Source organism: Paenibacillus sp. FW104-T2 (assembly GCF_058789975.1).
In genome coordinates this window covers 77,881-92,014 of record NZ_JBYTCE010000022.1, presented here as the reverse complement: position 1 = coordinate 92,014, position 14,134 = coordinate 77,881, and the positions used below count along the sequence as shown (strand labels likewise).

Here is a 14,134-nt window from a genome sequence, read left to right as displayed (position 1 = left end):
CATAATCGTTGCTTATTTTACAGAAATGTTAATTATGTAGCTTATTGCAAAAATAAACGACTCATTATTTAAAATTGTAATTTTCTCAAATTGAAGGAGTGATACGTTATGAAAAACGATAACAAGTCAGCTACCGATCCGCGAATACTTCGCACCAGACAGCTTATTCGGGATGCCTTCGTAGATCTGCTGCAGGAAGTGGATATCGAGAAGTTAACGGTGAACCGGATTGCCGAACGTGCGACTATTAACCGGGTGACCTTTTATCTTCATTATCGTGATATTACGGATATGATGGAGAAGATGGCGGACGAGATGAACGAACATATTGAACGGATCGTTGATCAACACCACCGATTTGATAATAATGAGACAGAGGAAGCCTGGCCAGTTCTGGTGAAAGTGCTTGAGCATTTTGCAGATCATCCCAAATTCTATCGTGTCGTGCTCGCCTCCAAACGAACCCCTATTTTCACAGAACGGTTGTTGAAATTGCTGACTAGACTCGTTACAGAGAAAATAGAGAAGCAGGAGATGGAAAGTGTTTTTGCGCAGGCAGGCATCCATAAGGAAATTGCAATTTGGTACAGCTCTTCGGCACTGATTGGAACCATTGTGGCCTGGCTTCGCAATGACATGCCATATGCCCCTCATTTTCTGGCCAAACAATTTTCGTTGATTCGCTCCTATTCGTACAAAGGTTTCATGTAAATAACAACGAAGAATGGATGTGGGATAATTGAACATCATCATATTTGGAGCGACCGGAAGAACGGGAAAGGAGCTGCTGTTGCGTGCACTTGATGAAGGGCATAGCGTAACTGCTTTTGTCCGCAATCCTACCAAACTCGGCATTTCTGATCCGAAATTAAAGGTTGTACAGGGAGAAGTAACCCGGTATACGGATGTCGATCATGTCCTGAAAAAAGAAAAATTTGACGCAGTCTTTTCTGTTCTTGGTGCGAAGAGCATGTTCAAAAGAGATCTCGTTCTTATCGATGCTCTGAAAAATATCATCCAGGCAATGGAAAACAACGAAGCTGGCAAATTGATTCATGTGTCGTTTATTGGTACTCACAAAGAGGCCGGTAAGCTCGGTTTCTTATATAAATATGTCATCCCGAACGTCATGACCAATCTGCTTCGCGATCACCTGGACAAGGACAACCTCGTAACCAGCAGCAAGCTGAATTGGATACTCGTTCAACCTCCCATGCTCACGATGAATAGTTATAATGGAAAGTATATTCACGAAGCGGAGATCCACCCGGACAAGTCTCGGAAACTCAAGCTGTCGCGTGCCAACTTGGCTGATTTTATGCTTAAACATGTGAACGATAGGACGTATGATCGTAAAGTCGTCTTGGTTACAGAGTAGGTCATCCCTTATTAGGGTGGTTAATCAAGAGAGTGGATTGTGTTCAGTTTGGTTATTCGATAGAATGATGCTAATTTATATTTTCAAAAGGAGAGCGGTTATGTGTTGCAACTCAGTTTCAATGACCCGGATAAACTGGTAAGTGTCACCCATGCCTTGTCGACCCGTTCCCGAATTGATATTCTCCAGCTGTTACATGTGAACAAGTTAAATATTATTGAAATTGCCGAGGCACTAAGTCTGCCGATATCAACAGTCGCGAATCATATCAAGGTGCTTGAAGGCGCGAGCTTAATACATACAGAGATGCTTCCGGCATCACGCGGAGCCATGAAATTGTGCAGTCTCAATTATAAGGACATACACATAGTTTTGAATCAGGTGGCGGCTGATACGACGTCAGAGATGCATCTGTATGAGGTGCAGATGCCCATCGGACATTACAGTGACTGCGAGGTGACACCCACGTGTGGCATGGCAAGCGGTGAAGGAGTGATTCTCAAAGAGGATGACCCGGCAAGCTTTTATCACCCCGAACATGTGAATGCTCAGATTATCTGGTTAAGTGAGGGCTACCTGGAATACTTGCTACCAATGGATATTCCTTCTGATGCAACGATTGAATCGTTGGAATTGTCCATGGAAATGTGCTCTGAAGTTTCTCATTACAATAACGACTGGCCGTCTGATATTTCCGTTTGGGTAAATGGGATAAAGATCGGTATGTGGACAAGTCCGGGAGATCTGGGCGACAGACGTGGCAAGCTGAATCCGGATTGGTGGTACAACGGCTCTACGCAGTATGGAATTCTCAAGACATGGCAAGTAGACCAGGATCGGACCACGTTGGATATGAAGAAGGTCTCCGACATTTCTCTGACTAATCTGGCACTGGAGGGCAAACCCAAATTGCGCCTGCGCATCGGAATTGATCCCAGTGCCAGACACCAGGGCGGAATGAACCTCTTTGGTAATCAGTTTGGCGATCATGAGCAGCATATCTTGATGCGTGTAAAGTATACGCTAAATCCGGCGTAACTTCCCTGTTATGGGCATGCTAACTATAGAAGGACACCATTACATAACCGCCCATGGGCGGTTTTTTTCAAATGACCAATGCTAGAAGGCGAGGAGGGAACATTTTGCTGATAGATTCTATCCAACATAAACGTCAGATGGAGTTCATGAAGTCACTTCCCCTGAAACAGAGGTACACAAAAGCGGATCTGTTAATTAATGATCTGAAATTGGGAGCAGCAGGAAACGTTGAGATGTACTATTCTCCCCATAATGACTACATCAATTCCTCCGCCAAAGTCATGCTTGTTGGCATTACACCCGGTTGGCAGCAGATGGAGATTGCTTGTCGCACAGCCATCCAAGCCTTGAAGCATCAGGTAACCTACGAAACAGCTTGTCAGGAAGCAAAGTTTGCCGCCAGAATGGCTGGAACGATGCGAACGAACTTGATTCAGATGCTTCAGGAAATAGGGTTGCATGAATTTTTAAGCATAGCTCATGTGAAAGAGCTTTTTGATTCAGAGTGCACCATTCTACATACCACTTCCCTGATTCGATATCCCATCTTTGTGAAGCAACAAAATTATACGGGACATCAACCTGCTATTACCCACAATCCTTTTCTATATGAAGCTGTGCTTGAATCTTTTCTGCCTGAATGGAATCAGTTGGATGAACCTTTAATGATTCCGCTTGGTAAGTCGGTTGAGGCTGTGCTTCGTCAATTGCTTCATGAGAAACGGATGCAGGAAAAGAGCATTTTGTGGGGATTCCCTCATCCGTCCGGTGCTAACGGTTATCGGTTGAAACAGTTTCAGCAGAATAAAGCTGACATGCAGCATATAGTGGGCAATCTCAATATCACCGACCCTTCTCCTTAAAACGAATGGCAATGATGCTTATGAACGGCTTCGAGCTAGACATTCTACAAGTGAGTCAGCAGAGTGAATTAATAGTATAATAGTTGAGACTACTTAGATTGCATTGGAGGAAAAGGAGAAGCACATGCCGACAATACTTGTTGCTGACGATGATGCGAACATTCGCGAACTTGTCTGTTTATTTTTGAAAAATGACGGATTCACCACGGTAGAAGCTGCAGATGGCAAGGAGGCCTTGGCCGTGTATGCATCGACACCTGTGGATCTGGTAGTGCTAGACATTATGATGCCGGTTATGGATGGATGGACGTTATGTAAAGAGCTGCGCAGGGCCAATCCCGATCTTCCCCTGCTTATGCTGACTGCACGAGGTGAAACATGGGAGAAAGTAAAGGGATTTGAACTGGGAACCGATGATTATCTGACCAAACCGTTTGACCCCATGGAATTGACGGTTCGGGTCAGAGCGCTGCTGAAGCGTTACCGGATTGGCTCTACACAAACGATTCAGCTCGGGAATCTCATCCTGAATAAACAAACCTATAAAGTCACTATGGGCACGGAATCTCTTGCGCTGCCGCTCAAAGAATTCGAATTGCTGTACAAGCTTGCTGGTACACCAGGACAAGTATATACGCGCGAGCAGTTAATTGATCAAATTTGGGGAATTGATTACGCTGGAGATGATCGAACGATAGACGTACATATTAAACGTTTGAGAGAAAGGTTTGTCGCTTCAACTGATTTTCGAATTGAAACGGTGCGCGGCCTTGGTTATCGGCTTGAGGTTAGTGAATGATCAGATCTCTGTATATCCGTGTGGTACTCACCTTTTTAATTTCGGTCATCGCGGGTACGATCATCGCTTTCGTGATTACCTTTTTGGTATTCAGGGGCAATATGAATGAGAATGTCCAGGAAGAATTATTGAGTTTCGGACAGGATATCGTGCGTATCTATGAAACTATTCCATTACATGAAGCAGACAAATTTGTGGGAGGGATGAAGCAGCTCGACTCCTATCATATCCGCATTTACGACGAGGATAATACTGAGGTCCATTCCTATGGAACACTGGGTGACCAGGCTTCTGCTCGGGTGTCATCGGATCAAGTAAAGAGCGTACTAAATGGGGAGATTGTTCGTGCTGATTCGTCCAACGAATCTACAGGTTTTGTCGGATTGCCGTTAAAGACGGAAGCGGGGGCAAAAGCGTTATTTATACAGCCGCTTTTATCACCTTACACTTCTTTCAACGTAAAATGGTTATCCACTTTCCTGATATATTCTTTGGTCATAGGAAGTTTGTTGATTTTGATTGCTTCCATATACGTCGTAAAACCGATTAACAAACTTACCAAAGCAACCAGGCGTCTGGCCTCAGGTGATTTCAATGTCAGGCTGAATATCAAGCAGACGGGAGAGCTTGGAACCTTGGCTCGAAGTTTTGAGGAGATGACACATGATCTGCAGCAGCTTGAACATATGCGCAGAGAATTTGTAACGAATGTATCGCATGAGGTTCAGTCGCCGCTGACTTCCATATCTGGTTATGCTCAAGCGCTCAAGCAGGTCAATCTCGCAGAGCATGAACGAAGCCGCTATCTGGATGTCATTATTGCTGAAGCAAATCGGATGTCCAAAATGAGTGACAGCTTGCTGAAGCTCAGTTTGCTTGAGTCCGATTCTCAGCCATTGCGATCTGTCACACGCAGTCTGGATGAACAAATCAGGCGTGTAATCGTGGCACTGCAGCCGCAGTGGACTGCGCGAAACATCGCTTTTGAGTTGGATCTTGAACCGATCAAAGTAACAGCGGATCATGATCAACTGGACCAGGTATGGATGAATATTATAGGCAATGGTATCAAGTTTTCCGAAGATGGTGGCATTATTGGTGTAAGCATCAAGCGGAATCTCTCGGATGTAATAATTCGAATATCCGATAATGGAATCGGAATTGATCCTGAAGATCAGAAGCGTATATTCGAGCGCTTTTTCAAGGCAGATCGTTCCCATAGCAGCAAATATGAAGGAAGTGGAATGGGGCTTGCCATCGTTAAACAGATTGTTTCGCTTCATCGAGGCGACATTCAGGTGGAGAGCAATCCGGGTCAAGGTACTGCATTTGTCATCACCTTGCCAATCAATCCTGCAGAAAATTAATCATAAGTAGGTCATCGATGAACATCAGTTTATATAGCATGAAGAGAAGCTGCGACAACATCGCAGTTTTTTCTTATTGGATGGCAATTATGTTTAATTCTAATGTTGATATTTGAGTATAAGACAACCGCCTTGGTGAGTAATGCGGATGCACTGGAACGAGATACTTTGATTACAGTTCAACAATCCTGTTCGTTAGACAAGTATAAACAGAAAACCGAAGTTTGGCATTCCTGTCGGTCACTGCAGCCATGATTTGACCAATATATGTTCCTGCTCGAAGCCGTATTCTTGCATGCCCTGCAGTCTATGTAACGGAACCAAGCCAGATTATGTTTAAGTATGTGGTTGCAGCATCATTAATAGCCTATTGGATAAAAGGGTGTTCACATAATTGGAAAATAACGGTTGACAGGTTACTTCATTGCGTATACAATCGTATACATATTGAATCGTATACAAATGTATACGATGTGGAGGTGTTCTTTAAATGAGAGAACCATACGCAAATGAGTCTGCAGAACGTCAAAATGTTCGTTCAGGACGTGGACGCGGAGAAGAAGAGCAGCGTGGTGAACGGTCCAGAAGGGGCAGAGGACATGGTGAACATCACGGTAAGCGGGGGAACGGAGCGCAAACGTTCCGGCGTGGCCGCATTCTGGTTTTTCTGGAGCAAATGCAAAATCGAAGAACGACTTTGGCCAGACAGCTGGGTCAAGCGGAATATGAGCATATTCGTCCGATGATTAGTGGTGAACTGAAAGCCATTGACCAGGTTATAGATGAATATATTCATCTCTTCGAGCTGCAGGATGAACATGAGAGCCCTAATAAGGATTTGGAGAGTGAATAAGAATGATTCGTCGTTTCTTTTCGTATTATCGGCCTTACAAGAAGCTGTTCGTCATTGATTTTGGATGTGCAGTTATCGCAGGTCTGTTGGAACTGGCATTTCCACTTGCCGTGAGCAAGTTTATTAATGAATTATTGCCAGGACAGGACTGGCCGCTCATTATCCTGGCTTGTGTTGTATTGTTGTCCATTTATGCACTTAATACAGCCTTGAATTATGTTGTTACATATTGGGGTCACATGCTCGGTATTAACATTGAGACCAACATGCGAGAGAAAATGTTCGCTCACTTGCAGAAGTTGTCTTTCCGTTTCTTTGATAATCGAAAAACGGGCCATCTGATTGGTCATTTAACAAATGATCTGAATGATATCGGAGAGGTTGCTCACCATGGACCGGAGGATGTCTTCATCGCCGTTATGACATTGATTGGTTCATTCTGGCTCATGGCGAATATTAATCTGGAGCTGGCATTGATTACATTTATTATTATTCCGATCATGGCCTGGGTCATCATTGTGTTTGGTGGCCGCATGACCAAAACCTATCGGCGTCTCTTTGGCAACGTGGGTAATTTCAATTCCCGGATCGAAGATAACGTAGGCGGAATTCGTGTTGTTCAATCATTTGCGAACGAAGAGCATGAGAAAAAACTATTTTCTGTCGACAATGAAAACTTTCGTCAAACCAAACTGCTTGCTTATAAAACGATGGCGAAGAGCATATCGGTCAGTTATATGATGATGAGACTGGTCACTGTATTTGTGATGATCAGTGGTGCATGGTTTTTTATTGACGGCAAAATTGATATGGGTGACTTCATGGCATTCCTGCTGCTCTCCAACATCTTCTTCCGTCCGATTGAGAAAATCAACGCAGTCATCGAGAGCTATCCGAAAGGAATTGCCGGCTTCAAGCGCTACCTGGAAATTATTGATACGGAGCCTGAAATTGCGGATGCCAAAAACGCAGTTGAGCTGAAACATGTTCAGGGCGATATCCGTTTCGAGAATGTATCGTTCGGTTATGAATCCAGCCGCCGTATACTGAATAATATCAGTCTGTCTATTAAACCGGGAGAAACCGTTGCTTTCGTTGGACCTTCCGGTGCAGGAAAAACAACCATCTGCAGTCTTCTCCCAAGGTTCTACGAAGTGGAAGAGGGAAGAATCACGGTGGATGGTGTTGATGTTCGGGATGTCCAGCTGCAATCCCTTCGCAAGCATATTGGTATCGTTCAGCAGGATGTATTCCTGTTCTCGGGAACCATCAAGGAGAATATCGCCTATGGGGATCTCACGGCAACAGATGAGCAAATCTGGGATGCTGCACGCCGGGCATCGCTGGAGGAATTACTTCTCACATTGCCGGACGGCATCGATACGATCATCGGTGAACGTGGCGTTAAGCTATCCGGAGGGCAGAAGCAGCGTTTGTCCATCGCCCGCATGTTCCTGAAAAATCCACCGATTCTGATCCTTGACGAAGCTACATCGGCTCTGGATACGGAAACGGAAGCTCTAATTCAGAAATCTCTCGCTGAACTGTCTGTGGGCAGAACTACGCTGGTCATTGCACACCGCCTGACAACTATCAAGAATGCGGACCGCATCATGGTCGTGAACGCAGATGGCATTGCCGAGCAGGGGAATCATGATGAGCTGGTTGCAGCTGGTGGGATCTACAGCCGGCTTCATCAGGTGCAGTACAGTCATTCATAGAAAAAGGTTATTGAAGCCGAACCGCGCATTTAGCGCGGTTTTTTGCTGTATAATTTGCCTCCAATAGGCTGCAATCGGTTTGTTTTTTCGGTAGGCACGATCATTATGTTGACAACGTCCACTAATCAACTTATTATAATGTTGACAATGTCCACTAAAAGGGAGGGTTTCACATCGACTCTCAGCATATACATTCTGATATTTTGGCTGACATGCGGCGTTTCAACCGTTTTTATACCAATATTCTTGGCGTATTGGATAAGCACATCCTTGGTACGGGGTATTCGTTTGCCGAGGTAAGGGTCATCATTGAAATTGGTATTCGTGGAGAAAGTATTGCCAACAATCTGGTAGATACACTGACCATTGATCGCAGTTATATGAGCCGGATTGTGAACAAGCTGTCCAAGGAAGGTCTGCTCATCAAAGTGAATTCGGAAGCTGACAGCCGGGTCAGTCTCATTCGCCTGACGGATAAAGGTCAGGAACTTTACGCTGAATTAAACGATCGGTCTGACCAACAAATATTGAAGTTAATGCAGAATCTGGATGAGGAAGAGATCCAAGAGGTCTATGCTTCCATGATGAACATACAAGAGAAGTTAACGAAGAAAGCAGGAGAGACAACACGATGATACGATTCGAATGTGATTATAACGAAGGTGCGCATGAACGCATTCTGCAAAGACTGATCGAGACCAATATGGAACAAACGAGCGGTTATGGTACAGATCCCCACTGTGATCGGGCGAGAGCTCTGATTCGTCAAGCGTGCGACAGCGAGCAGGCTGATGTGCATTTTCTGGTCGGAGGCACTCAAACCAACACAACGGTCATTGCATCCATCCTGCGTCCCTATCAAGGTGTCATTGCAGCGACTTCGGGCCACATCGCTGTTCACGAAACGGGCGCAATTGAAGCAACTGGTCATAAAGTACTTACCGTTCCCAGTGAAGACGGGAAGATCACAGCTGGCCAAGTGAAGGCAGTCTATGAAGCGCATAGGAGTGAGTCTTCTCCTGAGCACTGCGTACAGCCAGGAATGGTTTACATATCCCAGCCAACAGAGAACGGTACGATGTATAGTAAGGCCGAATTGCAGTCATTATTTGAGACAAGTAAGAAATGCGGACTCCCGTTATTTGTGGATGGGGCAAGGCTCGGATACGCCCTTGCATCCCCCGATTGTGATATGACCCTTGCCGATCTCGCCCGTCTATGTGATGTGTTCTATATTGGAGGAACCAAGATCGGTGCATTGATGGGGGAAGCCGTAGTCATCCTGAATGATGCACTGAAGCCTGATTTTCGTTACATGATCAAGCAGAAGGGCGGTCTGCTCGCAAAAGGCAGATTGCTGGGCATTCAGTTCGAAACGTTGTTCGAAGACGGATTGTATCTGGAAATTTCACGTCATGCCATCGATATGGCCATGCGAATTCATGATTCGCTTGAAGAACAACATATTCGCTTCCTGTACGAATCACCAACCAATCAGCAGTTTCCGATCTTGCCTGATGTTTTGCTTGAGAAATTACGCAGTCAATATACCTTCACATTCTGGGAAAAGGTAGACGCCACACATAGTGCAGTCCGTTTTTGCACCAGCTGGGCAACGGAGCAGGATAATGTGGATGCGCTGGCTCGTGATATCGCTCGATTAATGCAAGAATCAATTGAAGCACGGGTACCTGCTGAAGTACTGGTTTAAACTATGAAGATGTAGGTCGAATAGTTGCGATATACTGAAAAAGGACGACATATTGTCGTCCTTTTTTTGTTGAGTTTTCATTAAAACAGTGGAGAAGCTATTCACTCAAGATGAGGTCGTATTTTTCCTTCAATCGTTTAATATCACTTCTTGGTGGTGCGCCGAACATGCGTGAATACTCACGGCTAAACTGGGATGCACTTTCGTAGCCAACCCGAAATGCTACATCAGCCGCATCGCCAGACTCAGCCATCAGAAGGCGCCGGGCTTCCTGTAGTCGCAGCTGTTTTTGGAATTGCAGCGGGCTCATGGCCGTGATCTCTTTGAAGTGCCGATGAAACGAGGATACGCTCATGCTGGCGGTCTCTGCTAGATCTTCAATGCGCAAAGGCTGCTCCCAGTGATGAACGATATACTCGATGGCTTCCCTAATTCGGTACGTACTGCTTCCTTCTACCGCGATCTGGGCCAACTCGCCTCCGTAAGGTCCCTGAAGAAGACGGAACAAAATCTCCTTTGTGTACAATGGAGCAAGGAACGGGATTTCCTCCGGCGTATCCAGTAAACGGATAAGGCGAAGCACAACATCCTGAATGGAAGATTCCATCTGTCCCACGAACATGGCTCGTCTGGCGTTTTCTTTGGAAGTGACTTGGATATTGCATTCATTCAGTACTTCCAGAATTTGATTCTTCGTAAACTCAAGCTTAATACTTAGATAGGGTGCATCAGCGGATGCCTTGATAATCTGCCCGATTACCGGAAGATTCATGGAAGCAATCAAATAATTGGATGGTCCATATTCAAAGCGCTCCTGTGCCAGTAATACTTCTTTTAAGCCTTGCACGATAACACAAAAAGCAGGCTTATAAACTCTGTATGCCGGTTCAGTAATACTCGTATGATGATAGAAAAACAGGGAAGGGATCGGCGTTTCCGTTGCACCGTTACGTACGGAGTGACGCTCAACCAACTCGCTCAGTTCCCTTTTCTGTTGAAATAAATCCTCAGTCATTTGGACTCCTCCTCACGGCTCTAACCTCGTTTCATTATACGACCTAATCATCGAATTCAAAAGAACCCCTGATAGGATTAGGCAATCAATTAAGATAAATGATATACCGCTTGGTGAGCACGCTTCGGCATAATGAGATTAAGCTCACAGAATCAAGCAAGTGAGAGCGTGTGGGTAAGAGTACTTGAATTGTCTTAGATGAAAGATATTCAAATGAGGAGGAATGAGGAATGATGCAAAAACGCAAATTGGGAAACAGCGGTTTGGAGGTTTCGGCCATTGGCCTTGGTTGTATGGGAATGAGCTACGGGTATGGTCCTGCTTCCGAGAAGAATGAGATGATCTCCGTTCTTCAAAAAGCTGTGGAACGAGGTGTGACGTTCTTCGATACCGCTGAAGTATACGGTCCATACACCAACGAAGAACTTGTGGGCGAAGCACTAAAAACTGTTCGAAACCAAGTCGTCATTGCTACCAAATTTGGTTTCGATATACAGCACGGCAAACAGGGCGGTACGAATAGTCGGCCCGAACATATTCGCAAAGTGGCGGAAGAGTCGCTGCAGCGTCTGCAGATTGAATCGATTGATCTGTATTATCAGCACCGGGTCGATCCGGATGTGCCAATCGAGGAAGTAGCAGGAACGATACAAGATTTGATCCGGGAAGGAAAAGTAAAACACTGGGGATTGTCCGAGGCAGGAGTGCAAACGATCCGTCGTGCTCACGCCGTGCAGCCTCTTGCAGCAGTACAGAGTGAATATTCCCTTTGGTGGAGACGCCCTGAAGAGGAGTTGATCCCTGCTTTGGAGGAGCTTGGAATTGGTTTCGTCCCATTCAGTCCTCTGGGTAAAGGATACCTGACAGGACGTTTCAACGCGGGAACAACATTTGAACAAGGCGACCTGCGTAACATTCTACCTCGTTTTACGCCTGAAGCGTTGCAAGCGAACCAGGTATTGGTTGATTTGCTTAAAGAAAAAGCAGAGGAACTGCAAGCCAGCCCGGCCCAAGTTGCACTTGCGTGGCTGCTTGCCCAGAAATCTTGGATTGTACCGATTCCAGGCACGCGCCAATTGAGCAGATTGGAAGAAAATCTGAACTCGGCAGATCTTCAGCTCAAGTCTGAAGATGTACACAGCATTAATGAGGCAGCGTCGAAGATCACTTTGGTGGGTGCCCGATATACAGAAGAACTGGAGAGAAGAACAGGTCTGTGACAGTTTTGAGATGGCGGGAGAATAATCTGCTGCCCTTAAGTTAAAGGTGGTTTGATAAAAAGAGTCGGGTGAATAAAATGATCAAGGAATTACTGAAAAGCTTGAAGCAGATCTTAACCGACAGACTGGAGTGCCAGATCAAAATGGAAGAAAATCCAGTTTTCAAGGATGCATACCTTAGTTATTGGTTTAAGTTAAGTTCGGAAGAAATAAAAGTTACCTCAGCGACAAATAAAAAATGTTAGGAGTGTGTGAGACATGGAATATGTTAAACTTGGACGAACAGGTCTGGACGTTTCGAAATTATGTCTTGGCTGTACCAGTAGAAATCAGTTACCTGGAGGAAGCCTATATCCCTCATCCAGTGATGGGTAATCTCAGTTAGAGTTAAAATAAGATGAAAGAAGTCGCCTTACTGGCGACTTTTTCATCGTTAATCCTGGCTCACACATGAGGAGTGGAGAAAAGATTCAGTAGAACTTAAGCGTAATAGCAATGGTTTCTGGATATCAGTCATATGAGAATCATAGCTTATAAAGGAGCGGGGAAGACACATGAAAATAGATAGTCCGAAAATTCAGGAACAATCGATGACGTTGGAAATCATTCAGGTATTGGAGTCCAAAACGGAATACCGAAATCAAATCATTGAACAGATCTCACTGGATAACCAGGAAGCACTCAAAGTATCCTTTGAGAATGTCATTTTCAGAAATGTGATGATCTCTGATTCCACGCTGGAGCAATTTGAATTTACAGATGTTGTTTTTGAAAATTGTGATTTCTCCAACGTCAATTTCTCAGGTGCTATTATGCACCGGGCCGCATGGACCAACTGCAAATTTGTCGGCACGGATTTTTCCACCAGCAGAATGCAAAACGTTCAATTTGCTCAGTGTGTGGGGGATTACTCCAATTTTAGATTTGCCCACCTTAAACAAGTCGCGTTTGCTGAATGCTCATTAATTAGTGCTGACTTTGCCTATCTAACCTTGCAAAAAATCCTGCTGGACCATTGTAATATCGATCAGGCTTTCATGTCAGGTACAAAATTAAAGGGCTTGGATCTTAGCAATTGCCAATTTGACTCGCTCGTATTGAACATGGAGGATCTGAATGGCTGTGTTATTTCCCCTTATCAAGCGGCGACCTTCGTCGGATTAATGGGGATTGTGATCAAATCATAAAAGAGACTTGCCCCAAAGGGAGAAGTGTGTATAATAGGTAACATAAAATCATACGACATGCTTTCTAGGGTTCCGCGGGTGAGATCGGTCTGGTCCGAGAGAAAGCTCATAACCTGATGGTTGTGCCACGGAGGGATAAAAGCCTGGGAGATAAACTGCTTGAATGCAGTTTGTTTCCCAGGCTTTTTTATTTGTCTCTAAGACACATACTAAACGTTGTTGTATGAAATTGGATACCAAAAGGAGTAGGTCGAAATGAACAAAACCTGGTTGTCTGTTGTGATTGCAGCCCTTTTTGAAGTGGGTTGGGTGATTGGCTTAAAGCATGCGAGTGGACTGTTGGAATGGGGAGCAACGGTGATCGCCATTGGCGTCAGCTTTTCATTGATGATTGCGGCTTCCCGTACACTTGATGTCGGAACGGTATACGCAGTATTTGTCGGTTTGGGTACGGCTGGTACGGTGCTGGCAGAGATCCTGTTATTTGATGCTCCTGTTCAGGCCGGAAAAATGATACTCATTGGTGTGTTACTGCTCGGTGTAATTGGACTAAAAATGGTAAGCAAGCAGAAAACGAAGGAGGCGCATCATTCATGAGCTGGATATTTCTTATTATGGCAGGTCTATTCGAGATGATGGGAGTACTGATGATTAATAAATGGAACAAGGACCGTAACCTGATATCCATTCTGTTGTTAGTTGCAGGTTTTGGATTAAGCTTCTGGCTGCTGTCTCTGGCCATGAAAACACTGCCGATGGGCACGGCGTATGCTGTGTGGACAGGTATAGGTGCTTCCGGAGGAGCGATTCTTGGCATGATTTTCTATGGGGAATCCCGAAATGCACTTCGAATATTGTTTATTGCCATGGTGCTTGGATCTGCGGTTGGGTTGAAACTGGTGAGCTGACATTGGGATTAAAAGATAATATACAGATCGTCTTTTTAATGGTATCCTTATACGTTACGTGTGATAACAAGATA

General features: G+C 44.9%; 15 protein-coding genes and 1 riboswitch. Of the genes, 14 read left to right on the top strand and 1 reads right to left on the bottom strand.

Annotated features, from left to right (window positions below; translation table 11 throughout):
• Nucleotides 1-108 precede the first annotated feature (108 nt).
• From AC3WQ3_RS23580 to AC3WQ3_RS23535, 10 genes are all read left to right on the top strand, one after another.
• Nucleotides 109-711, top strand: coding sequence for a TetR/AcrR family transcriptional regulator (locus AC3WQ3_RS23580; protein ID WP_492473765.1), 603 nt, complete (start codon nt 109-111; stop codon nt 709-711).
• A gap of 28 nt (nt 712-739) precedes the next feature.
• Nucleotides 740-1,378 carry an NAD(P)-dependent oxidoreductase gene (locus AC3WQ3_RS23575; protein WP_492473764.1) on the top strand — a complete coding sequence of 213 codons (639 nt, stop codon included), beginning with the start codon at nt 740-742 and terminating at the stop codon, nt 1,376-1,378.
• 102 nt (nt 1,379-1,480) lie between these two features.
• Nucleotides 1,481-2,416, top strand: coding sequence for an ArsR/SmtB family transcription factor (locus tag AC3WQ3_RS23570; protein WP_492473763.1), 936 nt, complete (start codon nt 1,481-1,483; stop codon nt 2,414-2,416).
• Between the two features lie 104 nt (nt 2,417-2,520).
• Nucleotides 2,521-3,279 carry a hypothetical protein gene (locus tag AC3WQ3_RS23565; protein WP_492473762.1) on the top strand — a complete coding sequence of 253 codons (759 nt, stop codon included), beginning with the start codon at nt 2,521-2,523 and terminating at the stop codon, nt 3,277-3,279.
• A gap of 124 nt (nt 3,280-3,403) precedes the next feature.
• A complete protein-coding gene (locus AC3WQ3_RS23560) occupies nt 3,404-4,078 on the top strand; it encodes a response regulator transcription factor (protein WP_154893308.1) in 675 nt (224 codons plus the stop codon).
• Nucleotides 4,075-5,445, top strand: coding sequence for a sensor histidine kinase (locus AC3WQ3_RS23555; protein WP_492473761.1), 1,371 nt, complete (start codon nt 4,075-4,077; stop codon nt 5,443-5,445). The genes AC3WQ3_RS23560 and AC3WQ3_RS23555 overlap by 4 nt, the downstream gene beginning before the upstream one ends.
• Before the next feature lie 490 nt (nt 5,446-5,935).
• Complete coding sequence (locus AC3WQ3_RS23550; RefSeq protein ID WP_336779930.1) at nt 5,936-6,298, top strand: hypothetical protein; 363 nt, start codon at nt 5,936-5,938, stop codon at nt 6,296-6,298.
• A gap of 2 nt (nt 6,299-6,300) precedes the next feature.
• Entirely contained in the window at nt 6,301-8,019 is a 1,719-nt protein-coding gene (locus AC3WQ3_RS23545) for an ABC transporter ATP-binding protein (RefSeq protein WP_492473759.1), read from the top strand.
• Nucleotides 8,020-8,231: 212 nt separating this feature from the next.
• Nucleotides 8,232-8,654: a MarR family winged helix-turn-helix transcriptional regulator gene (locus AC3WQ3_RS23540; RefSeq protein WP_127535905.1), complete on the top strand. Its 423-nt coding sequence runs from the start codon at nt 8,232-8,234 to the stop codon at nt 8,652-8,654.
• Nucleotides 8,651-9,730, top strand: a complete 1,080-nt coding sequence (locus AC3WQ3_RS23535; RefSeq protein WP_492473758.1) for a threonine aldolase family protein — start codon at nt 8,651-8,653, stop codon at nt 9,728-9,730. Before AC3WQ3_RS23540 ends, AC3WQ3_RS23535 begins: the two co-directional genes overlap by 4 nt.
• A gap of 97 nt (nt 9,731-9,827) precedes the next feature.
• Here AC3WQ3_RS23535 and AC3WQ3_RS23530 read toward each other — a convergent pair whose 3' ends face one another.
• Complete coding sequence (locus AC3WQ3_RS23530; RefSeq protein WP_154893303.1) at nt 9,828-10,745, bottom strand: AraC family transcriptional regulator N-terminal domain-containing protein; 918 nt, start codon at nt 10,743-10,745, stop codon at nt 9,828-9,830.
• 233 nt (nt 10,746-10,978) lie between these two features.
• Here AC3WQ3_RS23530 and AC3WQ3_RS23525 point away from each other — a divergent pair, with 233 nt between their 5' ends.
• The 4 genes from AC3WQ3_RS23525 to AC3WQ3_RS23510 all read left to right on the top strand — a co-directional run bounded on the left by AC3WQ3_RS23525 (nt 10,979) and on the right by AC3WQ3_RS23510 (nt 14,060).
• Nucleotides 10,979-11,965: an aldo/keto reductase gene (locus AC3WQ3_RS23525; protein ID WP_492473782.1), complete on the top strand. Its 987-nt coding sequence runs from the start codon at nt 10,979-10,981 to the stop codon at nt 11,963-11,965.
• Between the two features lie 554 nt (nt 11,966-12,519).
• Complete coding sequence (locus AC3WQ3_RS23520) at nt 12,520-13,152, top strand: pentapeptide repeat-containing protein (protein ID WP_492473757.1); 633 nt, start codon at nt 12,520-12,522, stop codon at nt 13,150-13,152.
• 53 nt (nt 13,153-13,205) lie between these two features.
• Nucleotides 13,206-13,304: riboswitch (guanidine-I (ykkC/yxkD leader) on the top strand.
• Between the two features lie 103 nt (nt 13,305-13,407).
• Complete coding sequence (locus AC3WQ3_RS23515) at nt 13,408-13,749, top strand: DMT family transporter (RefSeq protein WP_336779937.1); 342 nt, start codon at nt 13,408-13,410, stop codon at nt 13,747-13,749.
• Nucleotides 13,746-14,060 carry a DMT family transporter gene (locus tag AC3WQ3_RS23510; RefSeq protein WP_127535898.1) on the top strand — a complete coding sequence of 105 codons (315 nt, stop codon included), beginning with the start codon at nt 13,746-13,748 and terminating at the stop codon, nt 14,058-14,060. Before AC3WQ3_RS23515 ends, AC3WQ3_RS23510 begins: the two co-directional genes overlap by 4 nt.
• Nucleotides 14,061-14,134: the final 74 nt, after the last annotated feature.